20 protein-coding genes are annotated in these 18,938 nt (G+C 60.2%); 14 read left to right on the top strand and 6 right to left on the bottom strand.

Annotated features, from left to right (window positions below; genetic code table 11):
• Positions 1–142 precede the first annotated feature (142 nt).
• The 4 genes from uvrD to M0808_RS00970 all read left to right on the top strand — a co-directional run bounded on the left by uvrD (position 143) and on the right by M0808_RS00970 (position 4,508).
• The gene (gene uvrD / locus M0808_RS00985) at positions 143–2,326 is read left to right on the top strand and encodes a DNA helicase II (RefSeq protein ID WP_041073860.1); all 2,184 of its coding nucleotides are present in this window, start codon (positions 143–145) and stop codon (positions 2,324–2,326) included.
• A gap of 144 nt (positions 2,327–2,470) precedes the next feature.
• Positions 2,471–2,911, top strand: coding sequence for an EamA family transporter (locus M0808_RS00980; protein WP_027610340.1), 441 nt, complete (start codon positions 2,471–2,473; stop codon positions 2,909–2,911).
• 176 nt (positions 2,912–3,087) lie between these two features.
• The gene (locus M0808_RS00975; RefSeq protein WP_007962237.1) at positions 3,088–3,963 is read left to right on the top strand and encodes a Tim44 domain-containing protein; all 876 of its coding nucleotides are present in this window, start codon (positions 3,088–3,090) and stop codon (positions 3,961–3,963) included.
• Positions 3,964–4,100: 137 nt separating this feature from the next.
• A complete protein-coding gene (locus M0808_RS00970; RefSeq protein ID WP_024164487.1) occupies positions 4,101–4,508 on the top strand; it encodes an SMI1/KNR4 family protein in 408 nt (135 codons plus the stop codon).
• Positions 4,509–4,529: 21 nt separating this feature from the next.
• Here the strand turns inward: M0808_RS00970 and M0808_RS00965 are convergent, their stop codons facing one another.
• A complete protein-coding gene (locus M0808_RS00965; RefSeq protein WP_097089419.1) occupies positions 4,530–6,293 on the bottom strand; it encodes a cation:proton antiporter in 1,764 nt (587 codons plus the stop codon).
• 282 nt (positions 6,294–6,575) lie between these two features.
• Between M0808_RS00965 and M0808_RS00960 the strand changes: the two genes are divergently transcribed.
• On the top strand, positions 6,576–7,058 hold the full coding sequence (locus tag M0808_RS00960; RefSeq protein ID WP_041073853.1) for an acyl-CoA thioesterase: 483 nt from the start codon (positions 6,576–6,578) through the stop codon (positions 7,056–7,058).
• Positions 7,059–7,193: 135 nt separating this feature from the next.
• On the opposite strand, the gene pdxY is transcribed toward M0808_RS00960, so the two are convergent.
• The gene (gene pdxY, locus M0808_RS00955; protein WP_027610337.1) at positions 7,194–8,066 is read right to left on the bottom strand and encodes a pyridoxal kinase PdxY; all 873 of its coding nucleotides are present in this window, start codon (positions 8,064–8,066) and stop codon (positions 7,194–7,196) included.
• Between the two features lie 117 nt (positions 8,067–8,183).
• On the opposite strand from pdxY, the gene M0808_RS00950 reads away from it, so the two are divergent.
• The gene (locus M0808_RS00950) at positions 8,184–8,597 is read left to right on the top strand and encodes a DUF3301 domain-containing protein (RefSeq protein ID WP_025112628.1); all 414 of its coding nucleotides are present in this window, start codon (positions 8,184–8,186) and stop codon (positions 8,595–8,597) included.
• Position 8,598: 1 nt separating this feature from the next.
• Here the strand turns inward: M0808_RS00950 and M0808_RS00945 are convergent, their stop codons facing one another.
• Positions 8,599–9,570 (bottom strand): CobW family GTP-binding protein, encoded by a 972-nt coding sequence (locus M0808_RS00945; protein WP_247839555.1) that lies wholly within the window; start codon positions 9,568–9,570, stop codon positions 8,599–8,601.
• A 28-nt stretch (positions 9,571–9,598) separates the two neighbouring features.
• On the opposite strand from M0808_RS00945, the gene M0808_RS00940 reads away from it, so the two are divergent.
• Entirely contained in the window at positions 9,599–9,955 is a 357-nt protein-coding gene (locus M0808_RS00940; RefSeq protein WP_096795431.1) for an NADH:ubiquinone oxidoreductase, read from the top strand.
• Positions 9,956–9,959: 4 nt separating this feature from the next.
• Here the strand turns inward: M0808_RS00940 and M0808_RS00935 are convergent, their stop codons facing one another.
• Both M0808_RS00935 and zigA read right to left on the bottom strand, forming a co-directional pair.
• Positions 9,960–10,610, bottom strand: coding sequence for a DUF1826 domain-containing protein (locus M0808_RS00935; protein WP_247839553.1), 651 nt, complete (start codon positions 10,608–10,610; stop codon positions 9,960–9,962).
• Positions 10,610–11,815: a zinc metallochaperone GTPase ZigA gene (gene zigA, locus M0808_RS00930; RefSeq protein ID WP_247839551.1), complete on the bottom strand. Its 1,206-nt coding sequence runs from the start codon at positions 11,813–11,815 to the stop codon at positions 10,610–10,612. Before zigA ends, M0808_RS00935 begins: the two co-directional genes overlap by 1 nt.
• Positions 11,816–12,049: 234 nt before the next feature.
• Here zigA and M0808_RS00925 point away from each other — a divergent pair, with 234 nt between their 5' ends.
• Complete coding sequence (locus tag M0808_RS00925; RefSeq protein WP_139055065.1) at positions 12,050–12,427, top strand: glutamine synthetase; 378 nt, start codon at positions 12,050–12,052, stop codon at positions 12,425–12,427.
• Positions 12,428–12,438: 11 nt separating this feature from the next.
• Here the strand turns inward: M0808_RS00925 and M0808_RS00920 are convergent, their stop codons facing one another.
• Positions 12,439–13,626, bottom strand: a complete 1,188-nt coding sequence (locus M0808_RS00920; RefSeq protein ID WP_247839549.1) for an N-acetylmuramoyl-L-alanine amidase — start codon at positions 13,624–13,626, stop codon at positions 12,439–12,441.
• An 84-nt stretch (positions 13,627–13,710) separates the two neighbouring features.
• Here M0808_RS00920 and folE2 point away from each other — a divergent pair, with 84 nt between their 5' ends.
• The 6 genes from folE2 to M0808_RS00890 are packed head-to-tail and all read left to right on the top strand — an operon-like array spanning position 13,711 to position 18,917.
• Positions 13,711–14,607 (top strand): GTP cyclohydrolase FolE2, encoded by an 897-nt coding sequence (gene folE2, locus M0808_RS00915; protein WP_247839547.1) that lies wholly within the window; start codon positions 13,711–13,713, stop codon positions 14,605–14,607.
• On the top strand, positions 14,604–15,272 hold the full coding sequence (locus M0808_RS00910; protein WP_223007051.1) for an ATP-binding cassette domain-containing protein: 669 nt from the start codon (positions 14,604–14,606) through the stop codon (positions 15,270–15,272). The genes folE2 and M0808_RS00910 overlap by 4 nt, the downstream gene beginning before the upstream one ends.
• Complete coding sequence (locus M0808_RS00905; RefSeq protein ID WP_247839545.1) at positions 15,272–16,138, top strand: metal ABC transporter permease; 867 nt, start codon at positions 15,272–15,274, stop codon at positions 16,136–16,138. Before M0808_RS00910 ends, M0808_RS00905 begins: the two co-directional genes overlap by 1 nt.
• A gap of 11 nt (positions 16,139–16,149) precedes the next feature.
• Positions 16,150–17,025 (top strand): metal ABC transporter substrate-binding protein, encoded by an 876-nt coding sequence (locus M0808_RS00900; RefSeq protein WP_247839543.1) that lies wholly within the window; start codon positions 16,150–16,152, stop codon positions 17,023–17,025.
• Positions 17,022–17,582 carry a carbonate dehydratase gene (locus tag M0808_RS00895; RefSeq protein WP_025112617.1) on the top strand — a complete coding sequence of 187 codons (561 nt, stop codon included), beginning with the start codon at positions 17,022–17,024 and terminating at the stop codon, positions 17,580–17,582. Before M0808_RS00900 ends, M0808_RS00895 begins: the two co-directional genes overlap by 4 nt.
• A gap of 3 nt (positions 17,583–17,585) precedes the next feature.
• Entirely contained in the window at positions 17,586–18,917 is a 1,332-nt protein-coding gene (locus M0808_RS00890) for a dihydroorotase (RefSeq protein ID WP_247839541.1), read from the top strand.
• The last annotated feature ends 21 nt before the right edge of the window (positions 18,918–18,938 follow it).

Raw genomic sequence — 18,938 nt, 5'->3', positions numbered from 1 at the left:
CGTCCGATCACCGGCAAAACCCGCAGAGTGAGGCGGGCCGAAGCCTGTAGCCAGTGACCGACCGGTCGTCATCGACGGCGCTTTCATCGGCTAATGCAAAGCTCGGTTTGCCCGGGCCTGCGGCGCACCCTAGAATGCCCCGATGCGCGATGATCTCTCCCTTCTGCTGAACTCCCTCAACGATGCCCAACGCCAGGCTGTAGCAGCCCCCGTTGGCCGTCAGTTGGTCCTGGCCGGTGCCGGTTCCGGTAAAACCCGAGTGCTGGTGCACCGTATCGCCTGGTTGATCCAGGTCGAAAACGCCTCGCCCCACTCCATTCTGTCGGTGACCTTCACCAACAAGGCCGCTGCCGAGATGCGTCATCGCATCGAGCAGTTGCTGGGTATCAACCCGGCCGGCATGTGGGTCGGCACCTTCCACGGCCTGGCGCACCGCTTGCTGCGCGCGCACTGGCAGGAAGCCGGGTTGAGCCAGACGTTCCAGATTCTCGACAGCGACGACCAGCAGCGGCTGGTCAAGCGGGTGATCCGCGAGCTGGGACTGGACGAACAACGCTGGCCAGCCCGTCAGGCCCAGTGGTTCATCAACGGGCAGAAAGACGAAGGTCTGCGTCCGCAACACATTCAGGCTAGCGGCGACTTGTACCTGGCGACCATGCGCGGCATTTACGAAGCTTACGAGGCGGCCTGCCAGCGCGCCGGCGTCATCGACTTCTCCGAACTGCTGCTGCGCGCCCTCGACCTGTGGCGCGATCACCCGGGTCTGCTGGCGCACTATCAGAAGCGCTTCCGTCATATCCTCGTCGACGAGTTCCAGGACACCAACGCCGTGCAGTACGCCTGGTTGCGCCTACTGGGCAAGGGCGGCGACAGCCTGATGGTGGTCGGCGACGACGACCAGTCGATCTACGGCTGGCGCGGGGCGAAAATCGAGAACATTCATCAGTACTCGTCCGACTTCCCGGATTCGGTGACCATTCGCCTGGAGCAGAACTACCGCTCCACCGCCGGCATCCTCAAGGCGGCCAACGCCCTGATCGCCAACAACACCGGACGCCTCGGCAAAGAGCTGTGGACCGACGGTGGCGACGGTGAAGCGATTAACCTGTACGCCGCGTTCAACGAACACGACGAAGCACGCTACGTTGTCGAAACCATCGAAAGCGCGCTGAAAACCGGCTTGGCCCGTAGCGATATCGCAATTCTCTACCGCTCCAACGCCCAATCGCGCGTTCTCGAAGAAGCCTTACTGCGCGAACGCATTCCGTACCGCATCTATGGCGGCCAGCGCTTCTTCGAACGCGCGGAAATCAAGAACGCCATGGCTTACCTGCGCCTGCTCGAAGGCCGAGGCAACGATGCCGCGCTGGAGCGGGTCATCAACGTCCCGGCCCGTGGCATTGGCGAGAAAACCGTCGAGGCGATCCGCGACCATGCTCGCCACAGCGATGTATCGATGTGGGAAGCGATGCGCCAACTGGTCGCCAATAAAGGCCTGACCGGTCGCGCTGCCGGCGCCCTGGGTGCGTTTATCGAGCTGATCGAGAACCTTGCCGCCAAGTGCATGGAGATGCCGCTGCACTTGATGACCCAGACCGTCATCGAGCAATCGGGACTGATCGCCTATCACGAAGCGGAAAAAGGCGAGAAAGGCCAGGCCCGGGTGGAAAACCTTGAGGAGCTGGTCAGCGCCGCGCGCAACTTCGAGAACACCGAAGAAGACGAAGAGCTGACGCCGCTGGCGGCGTTCCTCGGCCACGCTTCGCTGGAGGCCGGCGACACTCAAGCCGACGAGCACGAAGACAGCATTCAGCTGATGACCCTGCACAGCGCCAAAGGCCTGGAATTCCCTTACGTGTTCCTGGTGGGCATGGAAGAAGGCCTGTTCCCGCACAAGATGAGCCTGGAAGAACCGGGTCGTCTGGAAGAAGAGCGCCGCCTGGCCTATGTGGGCATCACCCGTGCCATGCAGAATCTGGTGATGACCTATGCTGAAACCCGGCGCCTGTACGGCAGCGAAACCTACAACAAGGTCTCGCGTTTCGTCCGTGAAGTGCCGAAGGGGCTGATTCAGGAAGTGCGCCTGTCGAACAGTGTCAGCCGACCGTTCGGCGGCAACCAGTCGATGAGCGGCAGCAATCTGTTCAGCGGTAGCGAGATCCCGGAAACCGGCTTCAGCCTCGGTCAGGCGGTACGACATTCGATCTTCGGCGACGGCGTGATCCTCAACTTCGAAGGTTCCGGCGCGCAGGCGCGGGTGCAGGTGAACTTCAGCGAAGGCAGCAAGTGGCTGATGCTGGGATACGCGAAGCTGGAAGCCATTTAACGCCTTGCTCGATTGCTTCTATAGGAGTGAGCCTGCTCGCGATAGCGATTTATCATTCAATATATTTATTGTCTGACACGCCCTCATCGCGAGCAGGCTCACTCCTACAAGGCTTTGTGTCGGCTCATCTTTAAGGATATTTCCATGGGCTCAGGCTTCTTTTCTTCCTGGACATTCTGGGCCCTGCTCTCGGCGACTTTCGCCGCGCTGACGGCGATCTTCGCCAAGATCGGCATCGAAAACGTCAATTCCGACTTCGCTACCCTGCTGCGCACCATCGTGGTCCTGGTCAGCCTGGCCTTGATTTTGTACGCGACGGGCCAATATCAGTCATTGGGATCAATTTCCGCCAAGAGCTACTTGTTCCTGCTGTTATCTGGCCTGGGTACCGGCGCATCGTGGCTGTGTTACTTCCGCGCGCTGAAAGTCGGCCCGGCTTCGCTGGTCGCGCCAGTGGACAAGCTCAGCGTGGTACTGGTGGCGGTGCTCGGCGTGATCCTGCTGGGCGAGAAACTCGACCTGCGCCAATGGGGCGGCATCGGCCTGATCACCGCCGGTGTGGTAATGCTGGCGTTGCGTCGATAAGCAGGTTTCCCGCTGAACCTATCCCATTTTCCTACAGACAAAAGTACATGGCCTTATTGCTTCGATGGAGCTGAACCTAAGCTGTCAGGCAAAAGCCCGAAACACTCTCTCGCTAGCCAGTAACACTTCAGCTGTGCAACATGGCGCGCGTGTCTCCACAAACGGGAATTCCCTTTATGAAACGTTTTCTTAGCATCGCCATGGCGTTGTGCATCGGCCTGACGATGAGCCTCGACGCCAACGCCAAGCGCTTTGGTGGTGGCAAAAGCGCCGGCGCTGCGCCGACGCACCAGACCAGCCAGATGGCTCCTTCTTCCCCAGGCATGGGCGGCGCAGCAGCGACCGCTGGTGCAGCCGGCGCTGCCGGTGCCGCGGCCAAGGCCGGTGGCGCTTCGAAATGGCTCGGCCCTCTGGCCGGTATCGCCGCCGGTGGCCTGCTCGCTTCCATGTTCATGGGCGGCGGTTTCCAGGGCATGCAGATCTTCGACATCCTGATCATGGCCGTGATCGCGTTCGTGATCTTCCGCTTCATCGCTGCGCGTCGACGCAAGCAGCAGGAGCATCTGGCTCCGGCCGGCGCGCCGATGCAGCGTGAAGTGTTCGAGCAGAAGCCTGCCGCCATGGGTTCGATCTTCGGTGGTTCGGCCGCGCCGGTTGCCGCTCGTCCGGTGATCAACGCACCGGCCTGGTTCAACGAGCAGAACTTCCTTGCCGCTGCGCGCAGCCACTTCCAGTCGCTGCAGCAGCACTGGGACGCCAACGAAATGGACAAGATTGCTGAGTTCGTGACCCCGCAGATGCTCGACTTCCTCAAGCGTGAGCGTGCGGACCTGGGCGACGGCTTCCAGTCGACCTACATCGACAACCTGCAGGTGCAGCTGGACGGCGTGGATGATCGTGCCGACAAGACCATCGCTACCCTGACCTTCAGCGGCGTGTCGAAGACCTCGCGTTTCGACCAGGGCGAAGTGTTCAGCGAAAGCTGGAACATGGAACGTCCGCAGGGCGAAAACCAGCCTTGGCTGGTGGCCGGTATCCGCCAGAACGGCTGATCCCCTGCGCGTTACGCATGTGGTAATAAAAACCCCGGCCTCGGCCGGGGTTTTCTATTTCGCAGTTGCATCTATAGCGAGCTACTGTATAAACCGGCCCATATAAACCGCGCCATTCAAGCAAGAGGATCCCGGACGTGGAAGAAATCATCGAACAACTGCGCGAAGCCAACGAACCCGTACCGGTTCCCCTGGAGTTGCCCGACGAAGACCAATTGGTGGAAATCGAAGAAGAACTCTTCATCAACATCCCGTTCGTCTTCAAAGAGTTTCTGCTGACCGTCAGCGACGTGGTGTACGGCAGCCTCGAGCCGGTGACCGTCACCGACCCGCAATCACACACTTACCTGCCGGATGTCGCGGCCAACGCCTGGGATGCTGGCGTACCGCGCGACCTGATCCCGATCTGCCAGGACGGCGACAACTACTACTGCGTCGAAGAAGACGGCACCGTGGTGCTGTGGTCCGGCGAAGAAGAGCTGATCACCGAAGAGTCCTGGGAGTCGGTGTGGCATTGGGCGCGGGATGTCTGGCTGGAGAGCTGATTAGCCGGATGCCCGGGCCGGTCAGTGCCCCGACGACTCCTTGTGGTTGTCGAGGGTTTCCAGCAGGGCCACCTGCATCCGCGTGTGCACGCGGATGAACCAGCGCCAGAGCAGCGCCGCCACGGCGGCCGCGACCACGGCGACCAGCACCAGCAACTTGTTGGTCGGCAGGATACTGGCCGACAAGGCTGCCAACAGCAGGAAGATCACCAGCAGCGAGAGGATCGGGATCACTTCGGAGATCACCCGACGCACTCGCTGCGTGTGACGCCCGGCCATCTCCGGCTTCACACCCATCTCCGCCAACAGCATCGACAACGCCTTGAGCTTGCGATACGCCGCAATCAGGAACGGCAGCGACAGCAGCAGCGCCCCGCCCCAGATCAACGCCTTCTGCCAGCTCGGATCAGTGATCCAGTCCTGCATCCACACCGACAACCGTCCGGCGAAGAACGCACCGCTGAAGAAGATCGCGATCACCAGCGCCAGATTGACCCCGACCTGCAACAGGATCCGCCGGATCATCGCCGCCAGCATCGCGCCCTCGCCTTGCGGCTGAATACTGCGCAGCCATTCGCCATACATGCCGAACACCCGGCCCAGACGCTTGGGCACTGCCGCCGAGAGCTTGATCGACAGCGGATCGGCCGCACGGATCAGATACGGCGTCAGCAGCGTGGTGATCACCGACACCGCCACCGCGACGGGATACAGAAAGTTGCTGGTGACCTGCAGCGTCATCCCGAGCGCGGCAATGATGAAGGAAAATTCGCCAATCTGTGACAGCCCCATCCCCACACGCAGTGAGGTGCGTCCGTCATTGCCGGCGATAAACGCCCCGAGGCCGCAGGACAACATCTTGCCGAGCACCACCGCCACGGTAATGACTGCAATCGGCCACGCGTATTGCAGCAGGATCATAGGATCGAGCATCAGGCCGATGGCGACGAAGAAGATTGCACTGAACAGGTCGCGAACCGGCTCGATCAGCCGTTCGATCTTCAGCAGCTGCCGCGACTCGGCCATGATCGCGCCGATCAGGAAGGCGCCGAGCACCATGCTGTATTCGAGCTTGACCACCAGCAGGCAGAAGCCGAAACACAAGCCCAGCACGGTAATCAGCAGCATCTCGTTGCTTTCGAATTTGGCGACATACGCCAGCAGACGCGGTACCAGCAAAATGCCGACCACCAGCGCGACGATCATGAACAGCGACAGTTTGCCGACCGTGGAGAACACTTCGCCGGAGCTGACCGTGCCGCTGACCGCGATGCTCGACAGCAAGGCGATGATGCCAATGCCGAGGATGTCCTCGACGATCAGTACGCCGAAGATCAGTTGCGCAAAGCGCTCGTTCTTCATCTTCAGGTCGTTGAGCGCCTTGACGATGATGGTGGTTGAGGAGATGGCGAGGATTGCGCCGAGGAACAGCGAGTCCATGGTGTTCCAGTCGAACCAGCGGCCGATTTCGTAGCCAATCCAGATCATCAGGACGATTTCAAGGAACGCTGCGATAAACGCCGTGGCCCCGACCTTGAACAACTTGCGCAGACTGAATTCCAGCCCGAGGCAGAACATCAGGAAGATCACCCCCAGCTCGGCGAGGGTCTTGATGGTTTCTTCGTCGTGGATCAGGCCGAACGGCGGTGTGTGCGGGCCGATGATGAAACCGGCGACGATGTAACCGAGCACCACCGGCTGCTTGAAGCGGTGAAACAGCACGGTGACCACACCTGCGACCAACATGATCACTGCCAGGTCCTGAATAAAGCTGATGGCATGCATGGTGTGGGCTCCTTGTATGACGTGACCCGCCGTCAGACTTCAGAAAGGTCTGAGCGAGCTGGGTAAAAATCCGCTTTTCGTGTAGGAATTGCCCTTGGGCAGGGCCTTTTGCAGGTTAACACCGCGACTTCCGGCTGGAAGGCGGTGCAATATAAGGAAACAGATCGGTCGCGGCGTGACGGCAGCCAGTCGTCTGGCGTCCCGATAACGGTGTTTTTGAAAAAACCACCAGGCACCCGCAGAGGTGCGTCCAGCCATCCAGCCTTGATCCGTGAGAACGTTATGGAACCCGGAAACGCCCAACTGTCGATGACGGTATTGATGACCCCCGACATGGCCAACTTCTCTGGCAATGTCCACGGCGGTACCCTGCTCAAATACCTCGACGAAGTGGCCTACGCCTGTGCGAGCCGCTATGCCGGCCGCTACGTGGTAACGCTGTCGGTGGATCAGGTGATTTTCCGCGAGCCGATCCATGTCGGCGAACTGGTGACCTTCCTCGCGTCGGTCAACTACACCGGCAACACCTCGATGGAAGTCGGCATCAAAGTGGTGACCGAAAACATCCGCGAGCGCTCGGTACGCCACACCAACAGCTGCTTCTTCACCATGGTTGCGGTGGATGACCAGCGTAAACCGGCCCCCGTGCCGCCGCTGCAACCGCAGAACAGCGAAGACAAGCGCCGCTACATGCAGGCGCAGCAGCGTCGGCAGATTCGTCAGGAGCTGGAAAAGCGTTATCAGGAGATCAAGGGCGACGCCTGATCAGCCCTTTGGAATGATGTCGCTTTACAGATAGCCTTCGCGAGCAAGCCCGCTCCCACATTGAATCGCAGTCCTCCCATGAGAACGCGGTCGAAGGTGGGAGCGGGCTTGCTCGCGAATGGGTGTAACGCGGTCTTACAGGCTGATCGCCGTCGCCTCGAACTTCACCCGCGGATGCGCAATCCGGTCCTGCGCTCGCACCAGTTGCAGCTCGTAACTGGCACACGCCTGGGTTTCCAGCAGCACCTCATGCACCGCCGCTGCGGTGAACTCAAACGCCGCCACCAGACTGTCGCCGAGCAGTACCCGCGCGAGGAACAGCCCAGACGTCAGATCGCCGACACCCACCGGCTGACGCGGAAACGCCAGCAGCGGACGGCGCAGGTGCCAGCTTTCGTCTGCGGTCACCAACAACATCTCGAAACCGTCCGCCGGCTTGCCCGGATAATCCAGATGCTTGACCAGCACCGCTTTCGGCCCACGCGCCAGCAGCGCCCGAGCCATCGCCAGGCAGTCGAACAGCGACTGCGGCTTGCGCCCGGAGAAGCTGTCCAGCTCCAGTTGGTTCGGGCACATGATGTCCGCCACCGCAGCGGCTTCCTCCAGCAGGAAATCGCTGACTTCGGCCGGCACACTGCAGCCCTTCTCCGGATGGCCCATCACCGGGTCGCACAGGTACAACGCCTTCGGATTGACCGATTTGATGCGCTCGACGCCACTGAGAATCGCCCGGCCCTGCGCCGCGCTGCCCAGATAACCGGAAAGCACAGCGTCGCAGTTGCCCAGCTCGCCAATGGCGGCAATGCCTTCGACCAGTTCGGGGATCTGGTGCGGCGCCAGCACTTCACCGGCCCACTGCCCGTACTGGGTGTGATTGGAAAACTGCACGGTGTTGAGCGGCCAGACATTCACCCCGACCCGCTGCATCGGAAACACGGCGGCGCTGTTGCCGGCGTGGCCGAAGACCACATGGGACTGAATGGCGAGCAGATGAGGCGTACGTTTCATTCGGGTTATTCCGTAAAACGATTGAAATTCAAGCCGCGCAGTATGCGACGAAACACAGCCTGTACGACAGACCGGCGACGCAGTTAAGCTGAGCTTATCTTTTGGAGTTTCCTGTTGATGCTGACCCTCGAAAACATCTTCGTGCTGATGCTGTTCGCCGCTGCCGGCGCATGGTTATGGCACAACCACGGCTTGCGCGAGCGGGCGCTGGAGCGGGTCAAGCAGCATTGCATCAACGTCGGCGTCGAACTGCTGGACGGTAACGTCGCGTTGAAAAAAATCGGTTTGATCAAGGATGCCAGCGGGCGGCGGCGCCTGGCCCGGGTCTATAACTTCGAGTTCACCGTGACCGGCGAAACCCGGCACAACGGCACCATCACCCAGTTTGGCGCACACAGCGCGCAGATCGAACTGGCGCCCTACCCGGCGCCGTTCGACGACACGCCGCCGGTGGTCGAAGTTACCCGCCCACGGGCCGAAGTGATCGAACTGAGCCAGTGGCGGCAGGAACACAACAAGTGGAAGCCTTGAGCTAACCCGCCTGCACCCGGCATTGCGTCAGGCCTGACTGCAAAGCATCGATACGTTGTGCATCGGCAAAGATCAGCTCTATACGTGAATCCCGTCGCCACTCACTCGGTTGCCAATCCAGTTCGGCGTTATCCACCGCATTGGCCGACACCCAGCCCTCGGCGCTGTGGATAACCAGTTTGGCCCGCCGCCAGTCCAGTCTCTGCAGCCATTGGCTCAGACGTTGCGTATCGAACGTCTGTCCAGGGTGCCAACGCCAGCCGATGCTCCAACCGCCCTCCTGTGCCTGACTCAGGCAGATCGGCGATGCCGGGTCGCTCCAGATCGCCGGAATCGATCCCGATCCCTCGGGCACAACAAGGTTATCCACCGCAGCCCCCGCTTGCGCAGCCACACCCGGCAGCTCGCTCAACGGCAGTTGCGCCTGCTGCGTCCAGATCATTTTGACTGCCGGCAAACGCTCGACGATGGTCTGCCGTGCAGCCTCATCCAGACTTTCTGCCTTGTTCAGCAACAGCAGGCCGGCGCTGGCCAAAGCCTCCTGCTGAGCGGTCGGCAAGGCTTTCCCGGCGGCCAGCGCCTGGGCATCCAGCACTAACACGCAGGGCTGCAGCGCCAGCACACCCAACCACGGCGCCTCGCCTAACTGCTTGAGCAATTGCGCCGGATGGCCCAGTCCGGACGGCTCGATGAACAGTCGATCCGGCCTTGCCTTGCGCAGCAAACGGCCGAGGCCGATCTGAAACGGCGCACCGTTCACGCAACACAGGCACCCTCCGGCGACTTCGCCCAGTGCGATACCATCGGCGTCGCGGGTCAGCAACGCAGCATCGAGGCCGATCTGACCGAACTCGTTGATCAGCACCGCCCAGCGCTCGCCGTCCGGCCGTTGGGCCATGAGTTGGCGAATCAGGCTGGTCTTGCCAGCGCCCAAAGGGCCGGCGATGACATGGGTAGGAATGTTCTGCAACATGACTGGGCGTTTTCTGAGGGGATTGGACATGCGTTGGATGGGATGGTCGTTGCTGTTGATGCTGCTGTCGAGCGAAGCATGGGCCCAGGCTTGCGTGGTACACAGCCAGGGCGAGCGACTCGACGTCAAAGTCTGCCAGCAGAACCGCAATATTCCCGAGAAGCTGTTCAGCGACGGCTTCTGCCAACCGACCCTGGCCGGGCAGAAAGTCGAGGTGCAGTACGTCGATCAATGCCCGAGCGGCGCGTTCGGCGTGTGCAGCAACGCGCAAGTCGCCAATATGCCCTATCGCCAGGATATCCACTATTACGGCGTCGCCTCCGACGCGGCGTATTTGCAGCCGTACTGCGAAGGCCAGAGCCAGGGCAAGTGGCTCAAACCTTGAGCCGTCAGCCGAGCCAGTCGAGGGTCAGCAGCAGACGTCGCTCACCCGGCGCCGGTTGCGGGGAGCGATGAATCAGGCCGAAGCCTTCGTTGCCGTGCCACTTCTCACCTTTCAATAACGCCACGTCACCACGCTTGAGTTGCTGGATTTGACTCATGCCGTGTGGCTCAGCGTTGGCCTGGCCCAACTGCTCGCGATCCATCACCCCTTCCTTGAGCCATTGGCTGCCAATTCCGGCATAGGTGGTTATCAAGCGCACCGGCACATGATCGACATGGAAGCGTGGGCACATGGCTTTGTCCAACACCCGCAGGCGCAAACCGATGCGGAGAGCACCCAGCAGACAGGCGAAGGCACTCACCAGCCATTGCAGGTCCGCGATGAAGCCCTCGTAGCCTTGCAGATCACGGAACCCGGCGGCCAGTCCTTGCAGATCAGGGTCGGCGTCTTCATTCGGCAATTCGATGCACAGCGATTCCGCCAAAGGCTCGTTGAGCGAGAGCAGCAACTCTGCGAAATCGGCGATGTGCAGCGGCAGTTGGCGCTGCCAGACCGCGAGATTGACGTCGTCTTCGAGGATTCGCGTCAGCGTTTTCGGCGTCACCCCCTGATGCTGATGGCGCGCCCGGTTTTGCTGCAGTTTGAGCGCAAGCATCAGGCGGCCTCTTCGTGCCAAGGGCCGAACGGGTCCGGCAGCCTGCGCCAACCATCTGCGCCAATGGCCATTTCTTCATCAGTCAGCAGGCAGGCGTCGAGCTCCGACTTGAGCTGTACGAAGTCGATGTTCTGGCCGATGAATACCAGCTCCTGACGACAATCTCCAACGCTCGGTGTCCAGTTCTCCATGATCGCTGCGGTACTTTCCTGATCCTGCGGCCATTGGTTTTTCGGCACGAAACGCCACCAGCGACCGGCGAAACCATGGCGCATCAAACCGCCGGCCTGCGACCAACTGCCTGCGTCGGAGGGTTTGCTGGCGAGCCAGAAGAAGCCTTTGGAGCGCAGCAGTTTGCCGTTCGGCCATGGACGATCGATGAAGTCGAAAAAGCGCTGCGGATGGAACGGACGGCGTGCGCGGTAGGCCGTCGAGGCGATACCGTATTCCGTGGTTTCCGGCACGTGCTCACCGCGCAATTCCTGCAACCAGCCTGGGGCCTGAGCGGCTTTCTCGAAATCGAAACGCCCGGTGTTGAGGATTTTCTCCAGCGGCACCTCGCCCATCACCATCGGGATGATCTCCGCTTGGGCGTTGAGACGCTTGAGGATGGCCATCAGCTCTTCGCGCTCCTGGCGGCTGATGAGGTCGATCTTGCTGATCAGCAGTACATCGGCGAACTCGATTTGTTCGATCAGCAGATCGGTGATCGAGCGTTCATCTGCATCGCCCAGGGTCTCGCCTCGGGAAGCCAGACTCTCGGCGGCCTGGTAGTCGAGGAGGAAATTCACGCCGTCGACTACCGTGACCATGGTGTCGAGCCGTGCGACGTCGGCGAGGCTCTGGCCCTGCTCGTCACGGAAGGTGAACGTTTCGGCGACCGGTAGCGGCTCGGAAATACCGGTAGATTCGATGAGCAAGTAATCGAATCTTCCTTCGCGGGCGAGTTTGCTGACTTCTTCGAGCAGGTCCTCGCGTAACGTACAGCAGATACAACCGTTGCTCATCTCCACCAGTTTTTCTTCCGCACGGTTAAGGCTGACATCTCGCTGGACTTCGCTGCCATCAATGTTGATCTCGCTCATATCGTTAACGATGACCGCAACGCGCAAACCTTCTCGATTACGTAGTACGTAATTCAAAAGTGTACTTTTTCCGGCGCCGAGAAAGCCAGATAGAACGGTCACGGGAAGTGGAGATGACATTGGATAATCCTCATCAGGTTGTGGCCGATGTGCGTTTTGGCCTGTTTTGGCGTAGCTCACCGCGTACTTGAGCTTCAAAACAGCGCTTTGGCAGAAGCAGACGCTTGCAATCGGCGAGCTCAGGCTCAATTCAGATTTATGTTATAGTATAACAATATAAATTAGCCAGCCCCGCTCTTGCCCAAACCGATAAAGCGCTGGAAGCTGCACGCAAACTGCCCATCGGATACCGAGATGAAAATTGCCCTGAAATGCTCGCTGCTGAGTCTCGCGTTGCTATCGTGGGCCAACGCATGGGGACAAATTCCTGCACTCGCCAACTGCACACGCAGCGCCAATCTGCTGGCCTGCATCGATGCGCAGGGCAATACCTACAGCGTAAACACGGTGGGCAGCACGATTTACCTGCGTGGCTTTGAAAAGGACGGCAATCGCTACTGGGCACAGACCAACAGTCGTTTCGGCCAGCTGACGTTCTTCACCGGGCTCGCCTCTGACGGCGAAGCCTGGGTTGGCTACACCCGTCGCGTTGGCTGGACGACAATCAATCGCTTTTCCAGCTCTGGCGGCAGCAGCGCCAAGTTCACCTGCAGTCGGATCACCGGCTGCTAAACCTGCGCTTCTTACTGCTCCTGCTGCCAGGCGATGTAGCTATCTACTGGCGGATTCTTCTGGAAGTAACGCTGCAGCCCTTCGAATAAACCATCCGCCACGGCCTGCTGATGTCGAGGCGTGACCAGGCGCTGGCTGTCACGGGCGTTGGAAATGAAGCCGGTTTCCACCAGAATCGACGGCACGTCCGGCGACTTCAGCACGGCAAACCCTGCCTGCTCCACGCGCTTCTGATGCAGCGTGGTAATGCCCGCCAGACTGCCGAGAACGGTGCTGCCGAGTTGCAAACTGGCGGCAATGGTGGCGTTCATCGACATGTCGAGAATCACGCCGGCGAGCATCGGATCCTTGTCCTTAAGGTTGAGCAGACTGGTCGCGCCCAGCAGATCCGCGCCGTTCTCCCGCTGTGCCATGAAGCGTGCAGTTGCTGACGTCGCACCACCTTCAGACAAGCAATACACAGATGCTCCCGTCGCGGTAAGACGCGGCGCCGCATCGGCGTGCACCGAAATAAACATGTCGGCCTTGTGCTGACGTGCGATGTCCACACGCTTGCGCAGCGGCACGAAGAAGTCGTCATTGCGCACCAGTTTGACGTCGAAGCCTTTCTCTTTTTTCAGGCGTTTGGCGAGCAACTGAGCGATGGCAAGAACCACATCCTTTTCCCGCTCACCCCTGGCGCCAACCGCACCTGGGTCTTTTCCGCCGTGCCCGGGATCAACGACAACGATGATGTCGCGCTTGGGGTGAGCCTGATTCGAGGGTGTTTCACGTGGAACCATTGCCGGACTTGATGCCTGTTTGGCGTTTACCAGATCAAGCACCAAGCGGTGCCCCTGGCCATCTTGAGGCGCCAAAAGGAAGCTGCTCAATAGCACCGGATGGTTCAGATCGAGAACGATCCGTGTATCACCCTGACCAAAGCGCCCTGATCGAATCGAATGAATAGCTGTATCGGCAAGCGTCAATTGACTGAAATCGCCATTCAAACTCGCCCCGGAAAGGTCGATGATCAAGCGTTCTGGAGCGCTCAGGGAGAAGGTTTTGTAGCGCACCGGACCGCTCAGATCGAACACCAATCTGAGCTTGTCATCCGAACGCCAGAGGCGTGCATTGCGAATTTGTATAGCCGAAACGGTGAAGGGAAAAGCCAAAGCCGTGCTGGCCACAAGCAGGTTGAGCAGATGACGTCGGTGCATATGAAAGCCTGTTCATGAAAAAGGCATCGTGATTTGAATTGTTATAATGTAACATCTAATTCAATCAACACGATGGTTTCGAACATGAATTCGCTGACACTTCCGGATATTGCGACTCAAGCCGCTCGGCAGGCGTTACCGCTTGATTGGGTGGGAATGTGCGGCATTGCTCTGCCTGTTTTATTAGGAGGCCAACGTCTGAGCGCAAAAGCTGATGCAGGCGTAAGTCTCGATGATGGCGAGGCGCGCGGCATTCACATGTCGCGGCTATATCTCGCACTGGCGGCACTTGAGCGGCAGGACCTCTCTCCCTCCCTATTGCGCCAGGTTCTCGAGGAATTTCTGGTCAGCCATGACGGTTTATCCAACAGCGCCTACCTGAAAATCCACTGCGAAGTGCTGCTGAAAAGGCCTGCGTTAGTCAGCCCTCTAGCGGGTTGGAAGAGCTACCCAGTGAGCATTTCAGCGAGTCTGAAAAACCAAATGTTCCACGTGGAACTTAAAATCGAGGTGCCCTACTCCTCAACTTGCCCCTGCTCAGCAGCGCTGGCGCGACAGTTGATTCAGCAGCAATTCATCGATGACTTCGCCAACAAGCCACTGCAACATGCCGAAGTTTTGGCTTGGCTAGGATCAAACCAAGGCATTGTCGCCACCCCGCACAGCCAACGCAGCACCGCGCAATTGCATATGCACCTTGACGAGTTCATCGACGAGCTTCCCCTGAGTGTGATCATCAATGACGCCGAAGCGGCGATCGGCACCGCCGTGCAAACCGCCGTGAAACGCGCCGACGAGCAAGCCTTCGCGTTGGCCAATGGACAGAACCTGATGTTCTGCGAAGACGCCGCGCGACGACTTAATCTGGCCCTGCGTCGCTCCCCCGGGGTGAGTGGATTCCACCTGCGAGTGATCCATGCTGAAAGCCTGCACGCCCACGACGCTGTCGCTGAAAGCCACTGGCATCGAGAACTCGCATGATCCGTTGCCACACCCTGAGTTGGGGCGCACCCGGCCAACCACTGACTTCGCCACTGACCCTATCGCTGGAACACGGCAGCCTCAGCGCCATCATCGGCGCCAACGGCTGCGGTAAAAGCAGCCTGCTGAAAGTCATCGCCGGTTTGCAGAAGCCGTTATCGGGAAAGGTCGCACTGGGTGTTCCACGTCAGGGCGGTTTGGCGTTCCTGCCGCAACAGCAACACCTCGACCGGCAGTTCCCCATCAGCCTCGAAGAACTGGTAGCCGCGGGTTTCTGGGGGCGTCGATTGTCGACGCAACTGCGCGCACAACGACTCGGTAACGCACTGGAAAACTGGCACTTGAGTGGATTGGAAAAGCGTCCGCTGATGGCCCTTTCCGGTGGCGAGTTGCAGCGCGCCCTGCTCGCCCGCTTGAGTCTGACCGACGCCCAATTGCTGCTGCTCGACGAACCCCACGCAGCTCTCGATGAACTGGGCCAGCAGTTACTCTGGCAACACATCCATGCCTGGCACTCCGAAGGACGAACATTGCTGATGGTCTGCCATGACCTCGCCGCCGTCCGCCAACACATCCCGCAGACACTGCTGATCAAAAACCGCGAATGCGTGTTCGGCCCCAGTGCCGAACTGATCCAGCAAACACCCAATATGCAGGTGGCCTGATGCTCACCGTCGCCCACCTCTGGCAACCGTTCAGCGAGTTCGTGTTCATGCGCCGAGCGCTGCTCGGCGGACTGGTATTGGCCTGTAGCACAGCGCCACTCGGCATTTTTCTGATCCTGCGGCGCATGAGCCTGATCGGTGACGCCGTTGCCCACGGTATCCTTCCCGGCGCGGCATTGGGCTTCTGGCTCGCCGGTTTGAGTCTGCCCGCGTTGACCTTCGGTGGTCTGGGTGCCGGGCTGGGCATGGCCGGACTGGCCGCCTGGATCACCCGTCGCACCGGTCTGCGCGAAGACGCCAGCCTCGCGGCGATCTATCCGATCTCACTCGCCAGCGGCGTGCTGATTCTTGGCATCGCCGGCAAGCGCCTGGACCTGCTGCACTTGCTGTTCGGCTCAGCGCTCGCCGTCGACGGTCCGACCCTCAATGGAATGTTGTGGGTGTCGGGACTGAGTTTGGTCGCCATGGCCTTGATCTACAAACCACTGCTGCTCGATACCCTCGATCCTCTATTCCTGCAAACCGTCAGCCGCCTCGGCCCTCTCGCCCACGGTGTGTTCCTGACCTTGGTAGTGCTCAACCTGGTGATTGGTTTCCAGGCCATCGGCGCCTTGATGGTCGTCGGCCTGATGATGCTGCCCGCCGCCGCTTCACGGTTCTGGAGTCGTCGCCTGCCGAGCCTGATTGCCATCTCGGCGCTTATCGGCTGCCTCTCGGTGTGGTGCGGATTGTTGATCTCGTTCTACTACTCGCTGCCCAGCGGTCCGGCGATCGTGCTGGTCGCGGGTATCAGTTATCTGCTGTCCGTGGTATTCGGGCCGGTGCACGGCTTGTTGCGCCGCCCGCCTTTGCTCACATCCCAATGAGGTGTTTCCCGATGCGCGCTCTACTCGTGTTGTTCAGCTTGCTGCTATCGATGTCGTTGTCGGCGGCGGAAAAATTGCCGGTGGTTACCAGCTTCAGCATCCTCGCCGACATGGTTCACCAGGTGGGTGGCGAGCATATCCAGATCACCAACATGGTCGGCCCGGACGCCGACGCACACACCTATGAACCGACGCCTGATGATGCCAAAGCGCTGCTCAAAGCCAAACTGATTATCAAGAACGGATTGGGTTTCGAGCCTTGGCTTGATCGTCTGGTAACCAGCACCGAGACCAGAGCCCCCGTCATCAGTGCCAGTCATGGCGTGATTCCACGCTCGCTGGAGGAAGACGGCGAGACCATTCCCGACCCGCACGCCTGGCACAACCTGGCCAACACCGAGCTGTACATCGCCAACATCACCAAGGCGCTGATCGCTGCCGACCCGGCGAACAAGGCCGACTACCAACGCAATAGCCAGGCCTATCTGAAACAGATCTACGCCCTGCTCGCCGAAGCCAAGGCCAAGCTCGGTTCACTGCCGCCAGGCAATCGCAAGATCGTCACCAGCCACGATGCCTTCGGTTATCTCGGTCAGGCCTACGGCATCGACTTCATGGCGCCGCAAGGTCTGTCCACCGAGCGCGAACCGTCAGCCGCCGAAGTCGCCGCGCTGATCAAGCAGATTCGTCAGGCCAAGGTCAAAGCGGTGTTCATGGAAAACATCAAGGACGCGCGCCTGCTCAAGCAGATCGCCGAGGAAAGTGGCGCGCATATCGGCGGCACGTTGTACTCCGATGCCCTCGCCGCCAGCGGCCCGGCCAGCACCTTTACCGGGTTGTTCGAATACAACCTCAACACCCTTTACGACGCACTGAGCCAACCATGATCCGCAAGAATCCTTCCGGCGATCTGCCGCAAATTGCCGAGTCGGCCTACGTCGATAAAACCGCGATCATCTGCGGCAAGGTGGTCATTGGCGAGAACGTGTTCGTCGGTCCCTACGCCGTGATTCGCGCGGATGAGGTGGACGCCTCCGGTGCGATGGAGCCGATCACCATCGGCGCCAATTCGAACATCCAGGACGGCGTGGTGATCCATTCCAAATCCGGCGCTGCCGTGACCATCGGCGAATTCACCTCGATCGCTCACCGCTCGATCGTGCACGGCCCGTGCGTAGTCGGCGACCGGGTGTTCATCGGTTTCAACAGTGTGCTGTTCAATTGCGTGGTCGGTGACGGCTGTGTGGTGCGGCACAACTCGGTGGTCGATGGCCGCGATTTGCCGGATGCGTTCTACGTGCCCTCCACCACCCGCATCGGCCCCAATACCGACCTCTCGCAGTTCCCGCCGGTGAGTGTCAGCGCCTCGGAGTTTTCCGAAGACGTGGCACGCACCAATGTCGATCTGGTACGCGGCTACAAAGCCTTGCAGAACGAGTTCTGAACCATGAGCAGCGTGCTGATTCGCAACGCCAGACTGGTCAATGAAGGACGCGAGTTCGACGGTGATCTGCTGGTCAGCCATGGCCGCATCGTCAAGATCGCGCGCAGCATCGACGGTGAAAATGCCCGCGTGGAAATCGACGCCAACGGTCAATGGTTGTTACCGGGGATGATTGATGACCAGGTGCATTTTCGCGAGCCGGGGGCGCCGGCCAAGGGCTGCATCCACACCGAGTCGCGCGCAGCGGTGGCGGGCGGCATCACCAGTTTCATGGACATGCCCAACACCCAGCCGGCCACCCTCACCCTCGAAGCGCTGGCGGATAAAAAGCGTCGGGCGGCGATCAACTCTGTGGCCAACTACGGCTTTCATTTCGGTGTGAGCCGGGACAACCTCGACACCGTCGCCGCACTCAACCCCTGCGAAGTGGCCGGGGTCAAAGTGTTCATGGGCGCGTCCACCGGCAACATGTTGGTGGACGATCCGAGGACTCTCGAGCGTTTATTCGCCGAAGTGCCGACAATACTGCTGGCGCATTGCGAACACACGCCGAGCATCGAGGCCAATGCAGCACGTCTGCGCGAACGCCTCGGCGAACACCTGCCAGCGAGTATCCATGCACTGATTCGCGATGCCGAGGCTTGCTACCGCTCCTCTTCGCTGGCGGTGGAACTGGCCAGACGTCACGGCACCCGCCTGCACGTTTTGCATCTGACCACCGCTCGCGAACTCGAGTTGTTCGAGGACAAGCCGCTCGCACAGAAACACATCACGGCCGAAGTCTGCCTGCATCATCTGCTGTTTGATGACCGCGACTATCCGGCCCTCGGCAACCTGATCAAGTGCAATCCGGCGATCAAGACCCAGGCCGACCGCGATGCCTTGCGCGCGGCGCTGCTGAGCAATCGACTGGATGTGATCGGCAGCGATCACGCTCCGCATACCTGGGCAGAAAAACAGCGCCCGTATGCCGATGCGCCGTCCGGTTTACCGCTGGTGCAACACGCCTTGCCGGCACTGCTGGAGCTGGTGGCCGTTGGCGTGCTGCCGATCACCACGTTGGTGGCGAAGACCAGCCATCGCGTGGCGGATCTGTTTGCGATTCCGGATCGGGGTTATTTGCGCGAGGGGTATTGGGCGGATCTGGTGCTGGTTGAGCCCTTGGCTCTTGAAGTGTCGCGGCAACCGATTCTGTCGCAATGCGGGTGGACGCCGTTTGCTGACAAGACTTTTCGCTATCGGGTGAATACCACGTTGGTGTCGGGGCAGATCGCCTGGCGGGAGCAGCGTATCAACGAAGGATGTCAGGGGCTGGCGCTGCGATTCATGCGGTGACAACCAAGACGCCTTCGCGAG

Source organism: Pseudomonas sp. MWU12-3103b (assembly GCF_023100615.1).
GTDB lineage: Bacteria > Pseudomonadota > Gammaproteobacteria > Pseudomonadales > Pseudomonadaceae > Aquipseudomonas > Aquipseudomonas putida_A.
This window is presented reverse-complemented; position numbering and strand designations above follow the sequence as displayed.

What these genes read in the sequence shown, in the direction of transcription:
- uvrD (WP_041073860.1), top strand. Translation starts at nt 143, where the DNA reads ATGCGCGATGATCTCTCCCTTCTGCTGAACTCCCTCAACGATGCCCAA.
- M0808_RS00980 (WP_027610340.1), top strand. Translation starts at nt 2,471, where the DNA reads ATGGGCTCAGGCTTCTTTTCTTCCTGGACATTCTGGGCCCTGCTCTCG.
- M0808_RS00975 (WP_007962237.1), top strand. Translation starts at nt 3,088, where the DNA reads ATGAAACGTTTTCTTAGCATCGCCATGGCGTTGTGCATCGGCCTGACG.
- M0808_RS00965 (WP_097089419.1), bottom strand. Translation starts at nt 6,293, where the DNA reads ATGCATGCCATCAGCTTTATTCAGGACCTGGCAGTGATCATGTTGGTC.
- M0808_RS00960 (WP_041073853.1), top strand. Translation starts at nt 6,576, where the DNA reads ATGGAACCCGGAAACGCCCAACTGTCGATGACGGTATTGATGACCCCC.
- pdxY (WP_027610337.1), bottom strand. Translation starts at nt 8,066, where the DNA reads ATGAAACGTACGCCTCATCTGCTCGCCATTCAGTCCCATGTGGTCTTC.
- M0808_RS00950 (WP_025112628.1), top strand. Translation starts at nt 8,184, where the DNA reads ATGCTGACCCTCGAAAACATCTTCGTGCTGATGCTGTTCGCCGCTGCC.
- M0808_RS00945 (WP_247839555.1), bottom strand. Translation starts at nt 9,570, where the DNA reads ATGTTGCAGAACATTCCTACCCATGTCATCGCCGGCCCTTTGGGCGCT.
- M0808_RS00940 (WP_096795431.1), top strand. Translation starts at nt 9,599, where the DNA reads ATGCGTTGGATGGGATGGTCGTTGCTGTTGATGCTGCTGTCGAGCGAA.
- M0808_RS00935 (WP_247839553.1), bottom strand. Translation starts at nt 10,610, where the DNA reads ATGCTTGCGCTCAAACTGCAGCAAAACCGGGCGCGCCATCAGCATCAG.
- zigA (WP_247839551.1), bottom strand. Translation starts at nt 11,815, where the DNA reads ATGTCATCTCCACTTCCCGTGACCGTTCTATCTGGCTTTCTCGGCGCC.
- M0808_RS00925 (WP_139055065.1), top strand. Translation starts at nt 12,050, where the DNA reads ATGAAAATTGCCCTGAAATGCTCGCTGCTGAGTCTCGCGTTGCTATCG.
- M0808_RS00920 (WP_247839549.1), bottom strand. Translation starts at nt 13,626, where the DNA reads ATGCACCGACGTCATCTGCTCAACCTGCTTGTGGCCAGCACGGCTTTG.
- folE2 (WP_247839547.1), top strand. Translation starts at nt 13,711, where the DNA reads ATGAATTCGCTGACACTTCCGGATATTGCGACTCAAGCCGCTCGGCAG.
- M0808_RS00910 (WP_223007051.1), top strand. Translation starts at nt 14,604, where the DNA reads ATGATCCGTTGCCACACCCTGAGTTGGGGCGCACCCGGCCAACCACTG.
- M0808_RS00905 (WP_247839545.1), top strand. Translation starts at nt 15,272, where the DNA reads ATGCTCACCGTCGCCCACCTCTGGCAACCGTTCAGCGAGTTCGTGTTC.
- M0808_RS00900 (WP_247839543.1), top strand. Translation starts at nt 16,150, where the DNA reads ATGCGCGCTCTACTCGTGTTGTTCAGCTTGCTGCTATCGATGTCGTTG.
- M0808_RS00895 (WP_025112617.1), top strand. Translation starts at nt 17,022, where the DNA reads ATGATCCGCAAGAATCCTTCCGGCGATCTGCCGCAAATTGCCGAGTCG.
- M0808_RS00890 (WP_247839541.1), top strand. Translation starts at nt 17,586, where the DNA reads ATGAGCAGCGTGCTGATTCGCAACGCCAGACTGGTCAATGAAGGACGC.